The organism is Kitasatospora sp. NPDC024654, from assembly GCF_055559155.1.
Genome location: NZ_JBVHLF010000008.1, coordinates 105218 through 121863 on the forward strand (window position 1 = coordinate 105218; position 16646 = coordinate 121863).

At 72.2% G+C, this 16646-nt stretch carries 15 protein-coding genes and 2 riboswitches; of the genes, 6 read left to right on the top strand and 9 right to left on the bottom strand.

The window, feature by feature from the left end:
* Positions 1-22: 22 nt before the first annotated feature.
* From ACZ38L_RS07520 to ACZ38L_RS07545, 6 genes are all read right to left on the bottom strand, one after another.
* The gene (locus ACZ38L_RS07520) at positions 23-1159 is read right to left on the bottom strand and encodes a hypothetical protein (RefSeq protein ID WP_465690178.1); all 1137 of its coding nucleotides are present in this window, start codon (positions 1157-1159) and stop codon (positions 23-25) included.
* Positions 1160-1200: 41 nt separating this feature from the next.
* Entirely contained in the window at positions 1201-2277 is a 1077-nt protein-coding gene (locus ACZ38L_RS07525) for a C40 family peptidase (protein ID WP_465690180.1), read from the bottom strand.
* 181 nt (positions 2278-2458) lie between these two features.
* Positions 2459-3550 carry a C40 family peptidase gene (locus ACZ38L_RS07530; protein ID WP_465690182.1) on the bottom strand — a complete coding sequence of 364 codons (1092 nt, stop codon included), beginning with the start codon at positions 3548-3550 and terminating at the stop codon, positions 2459-2461.
* Positions 3551-3553: 3 nt separating this feature from the next.
* Positions 3554-3704, bottom strand: a riboswitch (cyclic di-AMP (ydaO/yuaA leader).
* A gap of 276 nt (positions 3705-3980) precedes the next feature.
* Entirely contained in the window at positions 3981-5024 is a 1044-nt protein-coding gene (locus ACZ38L_RS07535; RefSeq protein WP_465690184.1) for a C40 family peptidase, read from the bottom strand.
* 178 nt (positions 5025-5202) lie between these two features.
* A complete protein-coding gene (locus ACZ38L_RS07540; protein ID WP_465690186.1) occupies positions 5203-6606 on the bottom strand; it encodes an NYN domain-containing protein in 1404 nt (467 codons plus the stop codon).
* 145 nt (positions 6607-6751) lie between these two features.
* On the bottom strand, positions 6752-6997 hold the full coding sequence (locus ACZ38L_RS07545; protein ID WP_465690188.1) for a hypothetical protein: 246 nt from the start codon (positions 6995-6997) through the stop codon (positions 6752-6754).
* A gap of 184 nt (positions 6998-7181) precedes the next feature.
* On the opposite strand from ACZ38L_RS07545, the gene ACZ38L_RS07550 reads away from it, so the two are divergent.
* On the top strand, positions 7182-8006 hold the full coding sequence (locus ACZ38L_RS07550; RefSeq protein WP_465690191.1) for a rhomboid family intramembrane serine protease: 825 nt from the start codon (positions 7182-7184) through the stop codon (positions 8004-8006).
* Positions 8003-8284, top strand: a complete 282-nt coding sequence (locus tag ACZ38L_RS07555) for an Lrp/AsnC family transcriptional regulator (protein ID WP_396561688.1) — start codon at positions 8003-8005, stop codon at positions 8282-8284. The genes ACZ38L_RS07550 and ACZ38L_RS07555 overlap by 4 nt, the downstream gene beginning before the upstream one ends.
* A 35-nt stretch (positions 8285-8319) precedes the next feature.
* Here ACZ38L_RS07555 and ACZ38L_RS07560 read toward each other — a convergent pair whose 3' ends face one another.
* From ACZ38L_RS07560 to ACZ38L_RS07570, 3 genes are all read right to left on the bottom strand, one after another.
* Positions 8320-9756 carry an aminotransferase class V-fold PLP-dependent enzyme gene (locus ACZ38L_RS07560; protein ID WP_465690193.1) on the bottom strand — a complete coding sequence of 479 codons (1437 nt, stop codon included), beginning with the start codon at positions 9754-9756 and terminating at the stop codon, positions 8320-8322.
* A 49-nt stretch (positions 9757-9805) separates the two neighbouring features.
* A riboswitch (SAM riboswitch) is annotated at positions 9806-9925 on the bottom strand.
* Positions 9926-10035: 110 nt separating this feature from the next.
* Positions 10036-11112, bottom strand: a complete 1077-nt coding sequence (gene trpD / locus ACZ38L_RS07565) for an anthranilate phosphoribosyltransferase (protein WP_465690195.1) — start codon at positions 11110-11112, stop codon at positions 10036-10038.
* A gap of 156 nt (positions 11113-11268) precedes the next feature.
* Positions 11269-11694, bottom strand: a complete 426-nt coding sequence (locus ACZ38L_RS07570; protein ID WP_396561694.1) for a hypothetical protein — start codon at positions 11692-11694, stop codon at positions 11269-11271.
* 460 nt (positions 11695-12154) lie between these two features.
* On the opposite strand from ACZ38L_RS07570, the gene ctaE reads away from it, so the two are divergent.
* From ctaE to qcrB, 4 genes are all read left to right on the top strand, one after another.
* Positions 12155-12775 (top strand): aa3-type cytochrome oxidase subunit III, encoded by a 621-nt coding sequence (ctaE, locus tag ACZ38L_RS07575; protein WP_396561696.1) that lies wholly within the window; start codon positions 12155-12157, stop codon positions 12773-12775.
* Positions 12776-12927: 152 nt separating this feature from the next.
* Positions 12928-13737 carry a cytochrome bc1 complex diheme cytochrome c subunit gene (qcrC, locus tag ACZ38L_RS07580; protein ID WP_396561698.1) on the top strand — a complete coding sequence of 270 codons (810 nt, stop codon included), beginning with the start codon at positions 12928-12930 and terminating at the stop codon, positions 13735-13737.
* A gap of 8 nt (positions 13738-13745) precedes the next feature.
* Complete coding sequence (qcrA, locus tag ACZ38L_RS07585) at positions 13746-14828, top strand: cytochrome bc1 complex Rieske iron-sulfur subunit (RefSeq protein WP_465690198.1); 1083 nt, start codon at positions 13746-13748, stop codon at positions 14826-14828.
* Positions 14825-16483 carry a cytochrome bc1 complex cytochrome b subunit gene (qcrB, locus tag ACZ38L_RS07590; RefSeq protein ID WP_465690200.1) on the top strand — a complete coding sequence of 553 codons (1659 nt, stop codon included), beginning with the start codon at positions 14825-14827 and terminating at the stop codon, positions 16481-16483. The genes qcrA and qcrB overlap by 4 nt, the downstream gene beginning before the upstream one ends.
* The last annotated feature ends 163 nt before the right edge of the window (positions 16484-16646 follow it).

Consider the following 16646-nt stretch of genomic DNA (forward strand, 5'->3'; position numbering starts at 1 on the left):
CCGGCCCGGCCGGCGAACGGCGTCAGCCCAGCTGGCGGACGGTCTCGGCGATCCACTGCCGGGTGAAGGCGGCCAGCGTGCAGCCCAGCTGCCGCTGGAGGACCTGGTCCAGGTCGACGCCCGGCCCGGCCGCACCGACCGCCCGGTAGAGCGCGACCAGCTTGGGCTGCCCGTAGCTGCGGGCGATCAGGTCGCAGGCCAGCCAGCCCTGCTCGTACGCCTGCGCGATCCCCGTCGAGCCGGCCCGGAAGTCGGCGTCGACGGGCAGCGCGCTCGGGATCCGGCCGGCCGCCACGTCCGCGGCCAGCTCCGGGGCGATCTGCCGGGCGGTGCGTCCGGTGGCCAGGTAGCCGGTGTAGTCGGCGACCCCCTCGGAGAGCCAGAGCGGGGTCCACGGGTGGGTGTCGGCCCGGGTCGCCACGTGGGTGGCCTCGTGCGTGGTGACCACCTGCTTGCCGACCGCGCTGAGCTCCCGGTAGACGGCCGGATTGACCATTATCCGGTCGGCGGGGGTGTGCACCGGCGCCCCGGCGGCCGCGCTGGTGACCGCGGCCATGTCCTGGTAGGCGTCCGGCGAGACCGCCAGCAGCTGGGCGAACTGGTCCTCGGTGGCGGGCAGTTGGAGTACCAGCCGGCCCGCCCAGTCGGTCCCCCAGACCCCGCTCACCGCGGGCACCGCGCGGTCCGCCACACCGGCCAGCTCGGTGAGTTCGGCCTGCTCGGCCGGGCCCAGCACCAGGCAGAGCCGGCCGCGCGCGAGCCGGACCGGGCCCGCGTCCCAGGGCGCGGCCGGGCCCTGCGGGGCCGGGCTCTCCGCGCCCAGGCCGCCGTCCGCGGTCAGGGCGAAGCGGCGCTGGAGCAGCGCCGGGTAGTCGTCGAAGCCCTGGAACCGGTAGGAGAGTTCGGCACGGAGCGTGCTCGCGTCGCGGGCCGTCTCGCGGTAGCCGAACTCGGCCAGCGGCAGCCCGGCCAGCGGGCCGGCCCGCAGCGCGGCGGCGTGCGCGGCCAGCAGCCGGCCGGTCCGGTCCGCGGCGGCCGGCGCGGCCGGGCCGGCACCGGACGCCTGCGGCGGCACCCGGGGCAGCGACAGACCGGTCAGCGAGCCGGCCACCAGCAGCAGTGCGGCACGCCGCGACAGCCCGTGGACGGCCGACGGCACGGGCTGCCCGAGGACGACCGCGGGGGCCGACCGCTCGCCGCTCAGGGCCGCACCACCGCCGCGACCGGCATCACCGCGACGCTCTCGTAGCGCACCCGGGCCCCCGGGTACGGCGCGTGCACCACCGTGCCGCCGCCCACGTACATGCCGACGTGGTGCATGTCCTTGAAGAAGATCACCAGGTCTCCCGGTCGCGCCTCGGAGAGGCTGATCCGCCGCCCGCCGAAGGCCTGGGCCTGCGAGGTACGCGGCAGGGTCACTCCGGCCTGCCGCCAGCTCCAGTACATCAGACCCGAGCAGTCGAAGGCACCCGGCCCGGTGGATCCGTAGACGTACGGCGAGCCGACCTTGCTGAGCGCGGCGGCCACCGCGACCGCGGCCCGGTCGGAGGCGGGCGGCAGGCTGGTCAGGTCGACCCGGTCCGCCCCGCGGCCGGCCCGCGCCCGCGCCTCGTTCGCGTCGTCCTCGACGAGCTGGGCGCGCTCGGTCGCGTCCAGGCTGTCCAGCAGGGCCTGTGCCTTCTTCAGCCGCTGCTGGGTCCGCTGCTTGCTCTGCACCAGGGTCTGCCGCACCCGGTCGAGTTCGGCGAGCTTGCCGGTCGCCTCGGCCCGCTTCTGGTCGAGCCGGCGCTGCTGGTCCCGCACGTCGCGCAGCTTGGCGGCGCGCTGCTGGGCGGCCTGGTCCAGGCTGCGGGCCCGGTTGAGGTAGGCCTCGGGGTCGGAGGAGAGGATCAGCTGAACGGTCGGGTCCATCCCGCCGGACCGGTACTCGGCCCCGGCCAGGGTGGCCAGGTCGCCGCGCATCCGGTTGAGCGTGTCCTGCGCGTCGGCCACCTGCTGCTGCAGCGCGCCGGCGTCGGCCTGCAACCGTCGCTGGGCCTCCTCGGCCGCGTTGGCCTTCTCGTTCTCCTGCTCGGCCTCCGTGTAGAGCTGGTCGACCTGGGCCTTGACGTCCTTCTTGTCCGGCTTCGGCGCGACCGGGGCGGCCTGACCGACGGCGGCGGTCATCGCCAGCGCCGTGGTCGCCGCGGCGGTGACCATCAGCGCCCGGGCGAGCCGTCGCGCGGCGCCCGGTTGGGAGGAACGGCCCGGAGTGACCGGGCGGTGCGGCATCACCATGGGGTGACGGCTCCAATCGCCGTGGAAGCTGAGATCCGAGCGCAGACGTTAGCGAGTCCCAGCGGGGGTGTCCAAACCCTTGCCAATGCGAATATTTGACCACTAATCGGACATCTGCCTGAGCCAGAGCACGCCGACGGCCCGGCCTCCCGCGGGGAGACCGGGCCGTGACGACGGAGAATCAGACCCGCACGATGGCCGTGATCGGCATGTCCGAGGCGGCCTCGTAGCGGACCACCGCACCGGTGTGCGGGGCGTGGATGACCTGGCCGCCACCCACGTACATGCCGACGTGGTCGCCGCCGTAGAAGATGATCAGGTCGCCGGGCTGCGCGTTGGCGAGGTTGGTGCCCTCGTTGGTGCCGTACGCCCACTGCTCCTGCGAGGTGCGCGGCAGCGAGACGCCGGCCTGCGCGTACGCCCACTGCATCAGGCCCGAGCAGTCGAACGTGGTCGGGCCGTTGGCACCGTAGACGTACTCGTCACCGAGCCGGCTCTCCGCGGCGGCGATGGCGGCGGCGGCCTGCGCATTGGTCGCGCCGGTGGCGGCCGCGGCCCCGGTCAGGGTGCTGCCCGCGGCGTGCGCGGCACGCGCGGCGGCGGCCTGGGCCTGCTGGGCGGCGGCCTGCGAGGCGGCGGCGGCCTGCGCCTCCTGCTCCTGCATCTGCTGGCGCTGCTGCGCGGTCAGCGTGTTGAGCAGCGCCTGCGCCTGCTGCAGCTTCGCCTGCACCGCGTCCTTGGCGGCCTGCAGGGTCTGCGTGGTGGCGTCCAGCTGGGCGAGCTTGGCCTGCGCCTCGGACTTGCTCTGGTTGAGCTGCTGTTGCTGCTGCTGCAGCTCCTTCAGCGTCTCGCTCTGGGTGCTGTTCAGCTGGCTGACCGAGCTGGCCTGGTTCAGGAAGTTGCCCGGGTTGCTGGTGAGCATCAGCTGGACGGTCGGGGATATCCCACCGTTCGCGTACTGGTCCGCGGCGACCTCGGCCAGCCCGCCCTGCAGCTGGGTGACCTGGTCCTGCTGCCGGGCCACCTGGTCCTGCAGCTGGCTGACCTGCTGCTGGAGCGCCTGCTCCTGGGCCTGCGCGCCGTCGTACTGCTGGGTGGCGGCCTCGGCCTGCTGGTTCAGCTGGTCAACCTGCGCCTTGACCTGATCGAGCGACGGCGCCGGGTCGGCCTGCGCGCTCCCCTGCGCGGAGAGCGCGACGGCGGTGGCGGCCGCGGCGGTCAGGATCGACGTGCGGGTACGGCCGGCGGGCTTGGGACGACGATGGGAACCCACGAATCCTTCTTCCTTCGACCGCCTACCGGGTGAGCTGACGGGTTCGGGCTGGAAGAGATGCCCTACGACGCCTCACCGGCCAGCAGGCCGACCTGGCGCCGATTCACCCCGAGGAACGTGGTTCCCCGGCTCCGGTCCGCGGCGCCCCCGCAGGGGTTCCCCGTCGGGCAGTCAACTGCCCGTGCCACTTTCCAGACTCGGCGGTACCCCCGCTGTCACCCCGGTCGGGTGATCACCGTCGCGGTGGTCAGGACCCCGACCCTAGTAACAGATCCGTGATCCGTTCAAATCCTTGTCAGAAAAAACTGATTAAATTGACGATGGGTGATACCGGAGTCACCCGGAGTGCAGCGGCGGGGGTGGCGTGGGTCACAGTGAAGGCTGTGACGGTCGGTCAGGCCGACCCCGCGCGGGCGGGGTCAACGCGCGGTCAGACCCGGCGGATGGTGGCGATCGGTCCGATCACGCTGGCCTGCATGACCCGGACCACGTCGCCGGTGTGCGGCGCGTGCACCACGTTGCCGTTGCCGATGTACATCCCCACGTGGTGCATGTCGCTGCCGTAGATCACCAGGTCGCCCGGCTGGGCGTCGGCGAGGCTGGGCACCTCGGTGCCGATCGTGCCCTGCTCCTGCGAGGTGCGCGGCAGCGAGACGCCGGCCTGCGCGTAGGCCCACTGCATCAGGCCCGAACAGTCGAAGGTGGTCGGACCGGTGGCGCCCCAGACGTACGAGTCGCCGAGCCGGCTGAGCGCGGCGGCCACCGCGGCCCCGGCGTAACCGGAGGCCGGCGGCAGGTTGCCCAGGTCGGCGCGGGCGGCGCCGCGGGAGGCCACGTCTCCCTCGTCCTGCTGCTCGGCCGCCTGCAGGGCCACCCGCTGGCTGGCGCTCAACGAGTTGAGCAGCGACTGCGCCTGCTGCAGCTTGGTCTGCACCTGGGACTTGGCGCTGTTCAGCGTGGTGGTGGTGGCGTCCAGCTCGGCCAGGGTGGCCGAGGCCTCCGCCTTCTCCTGGTTGAGCGTCCGCTCCTCGGACTGCAGCGACTTGAGCGCGTCGGTCTCGGTGGTGGTCGCCTGGTCCAGGCTGGCGGCCTGGGAGAGGTAGCCGGACGGGTTGGAGTTGAGCATCAGCTGTACCGACGGGTCGATCCCGTCGCTCATGTACTGCTCGCCGGCCACCGCGGCCAGACCCTGCTCCAGCTGGGTCACCTGGTCCTGGGTCCGGGCCACCTCGTCCTGCAGCTGGGAGGCCTGCTGGCGCAGCTGGTCGGACTTCTCCTGCGCACCGTCGAACTGCTGGGAGGCCTGCTCCTGCTGGGTGTTCAGGTTGTCGATCTGCGCCTTGACGTCGTCGATCGACGGCTGCGGGTCGGCCCAGGCGCTCTGCGCGGAGAGGGCGACCGCGGCCGCCGCAGCGGCGGTCAGCACGGCGACCCGGGCACGACTCGGCTGCTTGGGACGGCGGTGCGACGCCACGCGGGGCTCCTTCTTCCTGCGGTCTCACTCCATGGAGTGAGTGGCCGGAAAAATTGGTTTGACGCCAGACCCTAGTGAATGTCACATCGCCGCGCCACTCCCTTGGCCCTGCGAACCACCCCGGTTCAGCGGCCGTCACGGCTTCTCCGCAACGGCGGCTCGGGCGCCCGAGCCGGCGTCAGCTGCGCGCGAGCCGGTTGAGCAGCAGCACCGAGGCGACCGGCCGGGCACCGGCCTTGCGCACGCCGTCGGCCACCTCGCGGTCGGCCGAGACCACCACCACCGGGCGGCCCTGCGGCTCGGCCCGGACCAGCTGGCGGATCAGCTCGTCCGCGGTCTGCCCGGTCCGACTGAACCGCACCCGCACGCCGCGCGGCGGCGCCATGATCACCGGGACGTCCAGGTCCTGCCCGTCGAAGACGCAGGTCACCTCGGCCTGGGTGCGCTGGGCCAGCATCGCCAGGCCGCCCAGCAGCCGCATCCGCTGCTGCTCCAGCGGCAGGGTCGGGTAGCCGGTCTTGGTCACGTTGTAGCCGTCCACCACCAGATGGACCTGGGGAATCGCCAGCAGCTGGTCGAGCAGCGCCGGGTCGTCGTCGGCCAGTCCACGCCGCGCCACGTCGTGCGGCGAGGCCGAGCCGGGGACCACCGCGTCCACCAGGTCCGCCGGGTGCAGCTGGGTCACCGGCAGCGCCAGCTCGCGCTGCAGGCCCTGGGCCGACTGGAGCAGGGTGTCCAGCAGCAGCCGCAGCCGCATGTCCTCGATGCTGCGGCCCTCCCGGGCCGACCGGCGGCCGCTCTCCAACGCGCTCTCCAGCTCGGCCACCCGGTGCCGCAGTCGGCGACTCTCCCCCTCCGTCACGCCGCGCTCGGCGGCGGTCGCGGCCGCCGCCGCGGTCAACTCGCCCTGCAGCCGCCGGCTTTCCGCCTGCGCCCGGCGGGTGTCGCTCTCCAGGCTGCGCAGCCGGCGACGGAGCGCCTCCAGCTCCTTGCGGACACCCTCCGACTCGGCCCGCTGCCGCTCCAGGTCGGCCCGGGCCTGCGCGCGCACCGCGGCCAGCTCCTCCTGGAGCTTCTCCACCTGACGGGCGGCCTCCGCCGCGGCGTCCTCGGCACCGGCCCGCTCGGCCTGCTCGCCGGCCTCGGCGACCAGCCGGGTCCAGCCGCGCGGGCGCAGCAGGTAGGCGGCGGCCGCGACGTCCAACGGCTCGGCGGCACTCGGGACACTGCCCGCCTCCAGCGCCTTCACCAGATCCGGCTGCCCGAGCCGCAGCCGGTCCGCTATCCGCGACCGGAACACCGGCTCCGCCTCCAGCGCCGACGCCAGCGCCGTCCCGGCGTACTTGGCGCGCCGCGCGGGGGTGAACTTCGCATACGGACGGAGCGCGCTGGGCAGCTCGGTCGGCGTCAGCCCGCCGAGCGCGTCGGCGGCCAGGCCGACCACCCGGCGACGAACCCCCTCCGGCAGCGGCCGATCGAGCTGCTCAGCGGCGCCGGAGGCCTGCTCGGCGGCGTCCACCCCGGGCTCCGGGGTGGCGGGCGGCTGCCCCTGGGGCTCGGCGGCCTCCCTCGCTGCGTCCATGGCGTCCTCGGCTCCGATCCTGGTCTGCGGGGGCCGTACGGCCGGCTGCCGATGCCCAAAACCCACCGCTCTGTGCAATTGTCGCGTGAACGGTGCCACCTCGGACACCACACCGCCCACCCGTCCCATCCCGGGACGGCCACGCTCAGTCGGCGGCCGGGGCGTCCGGCCGGGGCACCAGCTCGACCTGGTCGACCGCGTTGCACCAGCGGCAGCGGACCGACTCCACGGTCTCGCTGAGCACCTCGCGCTCCTCCACCGTCGACTCGCCGGCCAGGTCCAGATGGACGTACTCCACCACCCGGGACGAGCGGGTGACGTCGAACCGGGTCAGGTTGCCGCACAGCGTGCAGCGCCAGCGGGTCTCGGCGGTGGGCACGGGGACGGTCATCGGTGGGTCCTCTCGACTGGTCCCGGGCACGGCCGTGCTGCCGCCCCGGCCCCAAGCCTAGGGCCTGACCACACCGCGTCGGCCACCGGATACCCCTTGCCACCAGCGGCTGCGTCCGGCGGCGGGTAACCCGCTCGCAGCAGAGCGCGGTGCGCGCGGCGGCCGGGCCGGAAAGGATCGGCCCATGGTGATCCCCTGGCGCGACCGGCTCCGCTCCGCCCGACCCCCGGCGGCCGGCCCGGCCCCGCTGGCCTGCTACCTGCTGGTGGCGGTGAACTGCGTGGTCCTCCTGGCCGGACCGAGCGGGATCGCCCCCCACTACGGCAGCACCCAGGCCACCCTGAACTGCGCCGCCCAGCGCTACCAGCAGCGTTGGGGGGCGATCCCGGCCGAGCTGCTGAGCGGCCGTCCGCTGACCGCCGCTCAGGCCGCCGGCGCCGCCCCCGCGCTGCCCGGTTGCCCGCCGGTCGGCACCCCGCGGAAGAGCCCGCTGCTCTCCGTGTTCACCTCGCTCTTCGTGCACGGCGGCTGGCTGCACCTGCTGGGCAACATGCTCTTCCTGCTGGTCTTCGGCGCCGGGGTGGAGGAACGGCTGGGCCGGCCGCGCTTCCTCCTCTTCTACCTGGCCGTCGGCGCGCTGGCCGGCTACGGCTACGCGCTGGCCGACAGCACCGGTCCCCAGGCGCTGCAGCCACTGGTCGGCGCCTCCGGCGCGATCGCCGGGGTGCTCGGCGGCTACCTGCGGCTCTACCCACGGGCCCGGGTGACCGCGCTGGTCCCGCTGCTCTTCTTCCTGCCGCTGCGGCTGCCGGCCTGGTTGGTGCTCGGCCTGTGGTTCGCCGTGCAGTGGTGGTCGGTGCGCCAGGCCGGCCCCGGGGTGGCCTACCTGGCGCATGTGATCGGCTTCAGCGCCGGCTTCCTGGCGCTGTGGGCCGCCTCACGGCGGGCCCGATACGCTGGGCCCACCGACCTCCAGCCGCTCGCCCCCGACCCCGGAGCCTTCGAGTGATCACCGCCATCGTCCTGATCAAGACCGCCGCCGACCGGATCCCCGAGATCGCCGAGGAGGTCGCCGCCATCGAGGGAGTCAGCGAGGTCTACTCGGTGACCGGCGGCTACTCCCTGGTGGCGATGGTCCGGGTGCGGCACCACGACGATCTGGCCGAGGTGATCCCGGGCCGGGTCAACAAGGTCCCCGGCGTCGAGCACACCGAGACCCAGATCGCCTTCCGCACCTACTCCCAGCACGACCTGGAGGCCGCCTTCGCACTCGGCCTGGACGGCTGAGGCCGGGTCCGGCGGACCTTTCCGCCGGACCGGTCTCAGCGCCGGGTGTCGGCCACGCACCGCCCGCCCTCGTTGCGGTAGGTCCAGCGCGCACCGTCGGTGACCAGCTCCCGGACGGCGGCCAGGAAGCGGTCGAGGTGCTCGTCCGGCGTCCCGGCACCGAAGCTGACCCGGATCGCGTTCAGACTGCGCTCCCCCGGCAGCGACGGCTCGGGAGCACCGCACTCGGAGGGAGCACCGGCCGCGTCCCCGCCGAGCAGCGTGCGCACCAGCGGGTGCGCGCAGAACAGTCCGTCCCGCACCCCGATGCCGTACTCCGCCGAGAGCGCCGCCGCGAAGTGCGAGCTGTTCCAGCCCCGCACGACGAACGACAGCACACCCACCCGCGGCGCGTCGGCACCGAACAGGCTGAGCACCCGGACCTCGGGAACGGCGGCCAGCCCGGCCGTCAGCCGCTCGACCAGCAGCCGCTCGCGGGCCTCCAGCTCCTCGAAGCCGGCCTCGGTCAGCGCCCGGCAGGCGGAGGCGACGGCGTAGGCGCCGATCACGTTGGGCGAACCCGCCTCGTGCCGGGCCGGGCCGCGCTGCCACTCGACGGCCACCGAACCGTCCGCCTCCCGGGCCACCGTCCGGCTGGCCCCGCCGCCGGCCAGGTACGGCTCGGCGGCGTCCAGCCAGTCCGACCGCCCGGCCAGCACCCCGGCCCCGAACGGCGCGTAGAGCTTGTGCCCGGAGAAGGCCACCCAGTCGACGTCCAGCTCGCGGACCGAGACCCGGTGGTGCGGCGCGAGCTGCGCCGCATCCAGCACCACCCGGGCGCCGTGCCGGTGCGCCACCGCGGTCAGCTCGGCCACCGGCCACAGCTCGCCGGTAACGTTCGAGGCGCCGGTGACACAGAACAGCCGCGGGCCCTCGGGGTACTCGGCCAGCGCCGCGTCCAGCGCGGCGACCGCCTCGGCGTGCGAGCGGGGGGCGCGCAGGTAGCTCACCGTCAGGCCGTCCCGGCGCCAGGGCAGCAGCGAGGCGTGGTGCTCGGTCTCGAAGGCGAACACCCGGGTGCCGGCCGGCAGCACGCCCGCCAGCAGGTTGAGCGAGTCGGTGGTGGCACGGGTGAAGACCACCTGGTCGCCCTCGCGCAGGTCGAGGAAGTCGGCGACGGTCCGCCGGCTCTGCTCGAACAGGTCGGTGGAGAGCTGCGAGAGGTAGCCGGCGCCGCGGTGCACGCTGCCGTAGTAGGGGGCGTAGGCGGCCACGTCGTCCCAGACCCGCCGCAGCGCGGGCGCGCTGGCGGCGTAGTCGAGCGCGGCGTAACCGATCTTCTCCCCGGTGACCAGCGGGACCTCGACGTCCTGGCCGAGCACGTCGAGCGGGGCGCGGTGCGCCGGGAGGTGCCGCGCGGTGGGGGTCCTTCCGGACGGCGTCCCGGGGAGCGTCGAGGCGAGAGTGGCGGCGGGCGACGGGTGGACTGACATGAAGACGCACTCCTCCGGGGTCAGGACCCCGGGAGTGCGAGATGCCGGTGGTCCGCGCTTGCCCGACGGACGAATCGCCGCCTGGCCCGGTCTTCACCCAGGGCACCCCGCCACGGACGGAGGGTTGCCGGACAGCAAGCTGGGGCTTGTCGCGCTGTCACTCATGACCTGGCGAAGACTGTAGGCGGCCGGCCGAGGAGTGGTCAACCGGCGTTCCACCATCCGGACGGCCGTGAGACCCGCAGGTCAGCGACGTGCGGGTCTCACGGGCGGACGGGCTCAGCCGGCGGCGGTGGCCGCCGCCCAGCGCTTGAGCAGGTGCTGCGCCGCACCGCTGTCGATCGCCGCCGCCGTCCGGCCCATCGCCGCAGACAACTGTTCGGCCAGCGGCGCCCCGGTGATCTCCAGCGCGACCAGCGCCGCCGCCGAGTTGAGCACCACCGCGTCCCGCACCGGCCCGCGCTCACCGGCCAGCACCCGGCGGGCGACGTCGGCGTTGTACTCGGCGTCCGCACCGCGCAGCGCCTCGATGCCGACCAGCTCGATGCCCACCTCGCGCGGGTCGAAGCAGGTCTCGGTGACCCGCCCGTCCCGCACGATCCACACCCGCGAGGTGGTGCAGACGGTCAGCTCGTCCAGCCCGTCGTCGCCGCGGAAGACCAGCGCGGAGGAGCCGCGCTCGGCCAGCACGCCGGCGATCAGCCCGGCCAGCCGGGTGTCGAAGCAGCCGACGGCGTGCGCGGTGACCCTGGCCGGGTTGGTCAGCGGGCCGAGGATGTTGAACGCGGTCGGCACCCCGAGGTCGCGCCGGGCCGTCGCGGCATGCCGCATCGCGGGGTGGAACCGGGCGGCGAAGCAGAAGGTGAGGCCGACCTCCTCGGCCACCGCGGCCACCCGCTCGGCCCGCAGGTCGAGCCGGATACCCAGCCGCTCCAGCACGTCGGACGAGCCGCTGGCCGAGGAGGCGGCCCGGTTGCCGTGCTTCACCACCTTGGCGCCGGCCGCCGCGGCGACGATGGCCGACATGGTGGAGATGTTGACGGTCTTCGCCCGGTCGCCGCCGGTGCCGACGATGTCCACCGCCGGGCCGGGGATCTCCAGCGGCTCGGCATGCGCGTACATCGCCTCGACCAGGCCGGAGACCTCCTCGACCGTCTCGCCCTTGGCGCGGAGAGCGACCATGAACCCCGCCACCTGCGCCGAACTGGCCTCGCCGCTCATGATCCGGTCCATCGCCCAGGCCGCCTCGGCCCGGCTGAGGTCTTCGCCGCCCAGCAGGGTGTTGAGGACCTCCGGCCAGCTGCGGACCACCTGCGCGGGCGCGTTGCCACCGTTCGCAGGCTTCAGATCGACCATGGCTGACTCCAGCTCGCTTCTGTGTTCGGAGAGGGGGTACGGCCAGCCTAACCAGGCAGGAGGGGCCGCCGGTCCGATCCGGCGACCCCTCTCTTCTGCTGAGACGATCCGCCGCGCCCCGCGGCGGCCCGTCCCGCTGCTTGTACGCCCGTCCCGCTACTTGTGCGAGAGTGCCCGCGCCCCGACCCGGGCCCGCAGCAGCGTGGCGGCCGCCTCGGCCAGCGCCACCGGGTCCACCGGGTGGGAGATCGCCGCGTCCGCCCGGCTCCAGGCGGCCAGCCAGGAGTCCTGCGGGCGCCCGATCAGCACCAGCACCGGCGGGCAGCCGTAGATCTCGTCCTTCACCTGACGGGCCAGGCCCAGCCCGCCGGCCGGCACCGCCTCGCCGTCCAGCACGCAGAGGTCCACGCCGCCCTTCTCCAGGGCCCGCAGCACGGCGGGGGTGGTGGCGCACTCCAGATAGGTCACCGCCGGCAGGTCGGCGGCCGGCCGGGTGCCGAGCGCCGTGGTCACCTGTGCGCGGGTGTTGCGGTCGTCGCTGTAGACGAGAACGGTGACGGTCTCGTCGCTCGTGTGCGCCATGGTCCCTGCTCCCAGGTGTCTCGGAAAAAGGTGCCTCATACGTCCGCTGGTGCCGCCGGTTCAACGGGGGCCGGATGTGATCCGGACCACGTTCAACCACTTCCGGATGCTACTCCGGATCACCCGCCCCCGAGAGCGTCCGCCGCGATCTCCCGCGCACCCGGTGCGCCCCGGGCTCACCCACCCGGAGGACCCACCGTCACCCCCACCCGCGCGGACCACTCGGACGGCCTACTCCACTAGCCGATCGACCACTCTCCCGACGGCGGGACGCGCACGGCAAAGGAGTGATCAGATCGGACGAACCGTCAGAAAATCCGCATCGGACCACGAAGCACGCGAGCCCCACGCCACCCGCCGCGTCAGGGGCGTCCCATCCGCCGCCATCCGGGCATACCGCACGCACCGGACACTCCGAGGGAGACCCCCCGACGTGAAGACGGAATAAGGGACCGACATAATGTCGGTCGTGGCGACAGCAACAGCAGTAGAAACCGGGCACGCACATGGATCGGTCAACCGACCGAACATGACCAGCGTCGGAACCATCGTCTGGCTGAGTTCCGAGCTGATGTTCTTCGCGGCCCTCTTCGCGATGTACTTCACGGCCCGTTCCGTGAAGGGGCCAGGCTTCTGGACCGAGAAGGCACATGCCCTCAACGTCCCCTTCTCCTCCGTGAACACCACGATCCTGGTGCTCTCCTCGCTCACCTGCCAGCTCGGCGTCTTCGCCGCCGAGCGCGGTGACGTCAAGAAGCTCCGCACCTGGTTCACGGTCACCTTCATGATGGGCGCGATCTTCATCGGCGGCCAGATCTTCGAGTACACCGAGCTGGTGAAGAAGGACGGCCTGTCGCTGTCCTCCGACCCGTACGGCTCGGTGTTCTACCTGACCACCGGCTTCCACGGGTTGCATGTGACGGGCGGTCTGATCGCCTTCCTGCTGGTCCTGGGGCGGACGTACGCAGCCAAGCGCTTCACGCACGAGCAGGCCACCGCGGCGATCGTCGTGTCGTACTACTGGCACTTCGTCGATGTGGTCTGGATCGGCCTCTTCGCGACCATCTACCTGATCAAGTAACCGATCAGGTCGCTGGCCGCCGGCCGGACCCGCTGGCCGAACCGGCCCGGGTCCTTCTGTCCGTGTCCGCCTGCCGACGCCGAACCGCGCGCCGGGCCCACCACCAGCCGACCAGATCCTGACACCGCCCAGTCCTGATATCGGGGAATTCCGTGAAAAAGCTCTCCGCACGACGGCGCCACCCACTGGCGGCGCTGGTCGTCCTACTCTTCGCCCTGGCGGCCACCGGGGGGCTGTACGCCGCGTTCGCGCCCGCCGAGAAGGCGCAGGCTGACAGCTCCGCGCAGTCGCTCGCCATCAACGAGGGCAAGAAGCTCTTCGCCGTCGGCTGCTCCTCCTGCCACGGCCTCAACGGCGAGGGCAGCGCCAACGGTCCGAGCCTGGTCGGCGTGGGCTCCGCCGCCGTCGACTTCCAGGTCGGCACCGGCCGGATGCCCGCTCAGCAGCCGGGCGCCCAGGTCCCGAGCAAGAAGAACATCTACTCGCAGGACCAGATCGACCAGATGGCCGCCTTCGTCGCCTCGCTGGGCCCCGGCCCGGTGACGCCGACCCAGCAGCAGTACACCTCCACCGAGACGGACGCCATCGCCAAGGGTGGCGACCTGTTCCGCACCAACTGCGCGCAGTGCCACAACTTCGCCGGTGCGGGTGGCGCCCTGTCCCAGGGCAAGTTCGCCCCCTCCCTCGAGGGCACCTCCGCCAAGCACATCTACGAGGCCATGCAGACCGGCCCGCAGAACATGCCCGCCTTCCCCGACAGCACCATGCCGGAGAAGCAGAAGCAGGAGATCGTGGCCTTCGTCCGCTACCAGGCCAATGAGGCGCCCAACCAGGGTGGCCTGTCGCTGGGCAGCCTTGGTCCGGTGACCGAGGGTCTGTTCGGCTGGATCTTCGGGCTCGGCGTGCTCATCGCTGTCGCGATCTGGGTTGCCGCTCACACCACCAAGGCCAAGAAGTCATGAGCCACGACATGTCAGACGACAAGCTGCCGGAGGCCCACGACGCCTCCGAAGGGCACGGCGCCCACGTCGCCGTCGCCGACGACCCGTTCGCGGACCCGGGGCTGCCGCCCCACGAGCCGCGTCGGACCGACATCGACGAGCGGGCCGCCAAGCGGGCCGAGCGCCAGGTGTCGTTGCTCTTCGTCACCTCGATGCTGGCCACCATCGGCTTCATCGCCTCGTACGTGAGCATCCCGAAGGCGAAGATCGTCTACATCTTCCCGCTGGGTCACGTCAGCGCGCTGAACTTCGCGCTGGGCCTGACCCTGGGTGTGGCGCTCTTCTGCATCGGCGCGGGCGCGGTCCACTGGGCCCGCACCCTGATGTCGGACGTCGAGCTGCCGGCCGAGCGTCACCCGATCGAGGCTGACGACGAGGTCCGCGCGGACGTCATCCAGCAGTTCAAGACCGGTGCCGCCGAGTCCGGCTTCGGCCGCCGCAAGATGCTCCGCAACACCATGATCGGCTCGATGGCCCTGGTGCCGCTGTCCGGCGTCATGCTGCTGCGCGACCTCGGCCCGCTGCCGGAGAAGAAGCTCGACTCCACCGGTTGGGCCGAGGCCACCCCGGCCGCGCCGATCCGGCTCGTCAACATGAACACCGATGAGCCGCTGAAGCCCGAGGACATCGCGACCGGCTCGCTGACCTTCGCCATGCCCGGCCCGTCGGCCTCCCGTCCGAACGGTCTGCAGGAGAGCGACGAGGACTTCCAGCAGGCGATCGCCAAGGACGCCCTGATGATCATCCGGATCCAGCCGGAGGACCTCAAGGACGCCAAGTCGGCCGCGCTGGGTGTCGAGGGCGTGCTCGCCTACTCGAAGATCTGCACCCACGTCGGCTGCCCGATCAGCCTCTACGAGCAGCAGACCCACCACGCGCTCTGCCCCTGCCACCAGTCGACCTTCGACCTGTCGGACGGTGCTCGCGTGATCTTCGGCCCGGCCGGCCACCCGCTGCCGCAGCTCAAGATCACCACTGACTCCGACGGCTACCTGGTGGCCACACAGGACTTCGCCGAGCCGATCGGCCCGAGCTTCTGGGAGCGCGCATGAGTTCCGCGTCCACCCCGAGCACGCAGCAGGCCGCTCCGGCCAGCACGCGTGCCAAGCCCGCCAACAAGGCCGAGGCCGCGGCGGACTACCTGGACGGCCGGCTCGGGATCTACTCCCTGGCCAAGGCCAACCTCCGCAAGATCTTCCCGGACCACTGGTCCTTCATGCTCGGTGAGATCTGCCTCTACACCTTCATCATCATCATCCTGACGGGTGTCTACCTCACCCTGTTCTTCAAGCCCAGCATGGGCGAGGTCGTCTACAACGGCTCGTACGCGCCGCTGGACGGCATCCGGATGTCGGAGGCCTACGCCTCCGCGGTGAACATCAGCTTCGAGGTCCGCGGCGGTCTGCTGATCCGGCAGATCCACCACTGGGCCGCGATCGTCTTCGTCGCCGCGATGTTCGTGCACATGATGCGCGTCTTCTTCACCGGCGCGTTCCGCAAGCCCCGTGAGATCAACTGGGTCTTCGGCTTCCTGCTGCTCTGCCTGGGCTTCTTCGACGGCTTCTTCGGGTACTCGCTCCCCGACGACCTGCTCTCCGGTACCGGTATCCGGTTCATGGAGGGTGCGATCCTGGCCGTCCCGCTGGTCGGCACCTACCTGGAGATGTTCCTCTTCGGCGGGGAGTTCCCCGGCACGGACATCATTCCGCGCTTCTACACGATCCACGTGCTGCTCATCCCGGGCATCATGCTGGGCCTGCTGGTCGCGCACCTGATCCTGGTCTTCTACCACAAGCACACCCAGTGGGCGGGCCCGGGCCGGACCGAGAAGAACGTCGTGGGCATGCCGCTCATGCCGGTCTACATGGCCAAGGCCGGCGGCTTCTTCTTCCTGGTGTTCGGCATCATCGCGGCGATGTCCGCGATCGCCTCGGTCAACCCGGTCTGGGCCTACGGCCCGTACCGCCCCGACCAGGTGTCCACCGACGCCCAGCCCGACTGGTACATGGGCTTCGCCGAGGGTCTGATCCGTGTCATGCCGGGCTGGGAGATCAGGGCCTGGGGTCACACCCTGAACCTGGGCATCTTCATCCCGCTGATGCTCTTCCCGCTGGTGCTGGCGCTGATCGCGGCCTACCCGTTCATCGAGGGCTGGATCACCGGCGACAAGCGCGAGCACCACATCCTGGACCGCCCGCGCAACGCCCCGGTGCGTACCGCGCTCGGTGCCGCCTGGATCGCGCTCTACCTGGTGCTGCTGGCCGGTGGTGGCAACGACCTGATCGCCACCCACTTCCACCTGTCGCTGAACGACATCACCTACTTCGTTCGGATCGGGTCGTTCGTGGTGCCGGTCATCACCTACTTCGTCACCAAGCGCTGGTGCCTCGGCCTCCAGCGCCGCGACAAGGAGAAGGTGCTGCACGGCCGGGAGACCGGTGTCATCAAGCGCCTGCCGCACGGTGAGTTCATCGAGGTGCACGCCCAGCTCCCGCAGGACAAGCTGCACACCCTCACCGCGCACGAGCAGTACCAGCCGATGGAGCTGCCGGCCGAGGTCGACGAGAACGGGGTCGCCCGCAAGGTCGGCGTCCTGACCAAGACCCGCGCCAAGCTGTCCGAGGGCTACTTCGGCGAGGGTGGCCAGATCGCCAAGCCGACCGCCGAGGAGCACAAGGAGATCACCAGCGGCCACGGCCACCACTGATCCTCCAACGCGCGTCAGCCACCTGAGGGGGGGGGGGGGGGGGGGGGGGGGGGGGGGGGGGGGGGGGGTTGTGGGGGGGGGGGGGGGGGGGGGGGGCCCCCCCCCCCGCCCCACCGCACTCACCCCATCGATGGTGCACCCGTGCGCCAGCCCCTGGTCCCCT

Excerpts from the sequence above, each read along its gene's own strand:
- ACZ38L_RS07525 (WP_465690180.1), bottom strand. The coding sequence starts at position 2,277 with ATGGTGATGCCGCACCGCCCGGTCACTCCGGGCCGTTCCTCCCAACCG.
- ACZ38L_RS07540 (WP_465690186.1), bottom strand. The coding sequence starts at position 6,606 with ATGGACGCAGCGAGGGAGGCCGCCGAGCCCCAGGGGCAGCCGCCCGCC.
- ACZ38L_RS07545 (WP_465690188.1), bottom strand. The coding sequence starts at position 6,997 with ATGACCGTCCCCGTGCCCACCGCCGAGACCCGCTGGCGCTGCACGCTG.
- ACZ38L_RS07550 (WP_465690191.1), top strand. The coding sequence starts at position 7,182 with ATGGTGATCCCCTGGCGCGACCGGCTCCGCTCCGCCCGACCCCCGGCG.
- ACZ38L_RS07560 (WP_465690193.1), bottom strand. The coding sequence starts at position 9,756 with ATGTCAGTCCACCCGTCGCCCGCCGCCACTCTCGCCTCGACGCTCCCC.
- trpD (WP_465690195.1), bottom strand. The coding sequence starts at position 11,112 with ATGGTCGATCTGAAGCCTGCGAACGGTGGCAACGCGCCCGCGCAGGTG.
- ACZ38L_RS07570 (WP_396561694.1), bottom strand. The coding sequence starts at position 11,694 with ATGGCGCACACGAGCGACGAGACCGTCACCGTTCTCGTCTACAGCGAC.
- ctaE (WP_396561696.1), top strand. The coding sequence starts at position 12,155 with ATGTCGGTCGTGGCGACAGCAACAGCAGTAGAAACCGGGCACGCACAT.
- qcrA (WP_465690198.1), top strand. The coding sequence starts at position 13,746 with ATGTCAGACGACAAGCTGCCGGAGGCCCACGACGCCTCCGAAGGGCAC.
- qcrB (WP_465690200.1), top strand. The coding sequence starts at position 14,825 with ATGAGTTCCGCGTCCACCCCGAGCACGCAGCAGGCCGCTCCGGCCAGC.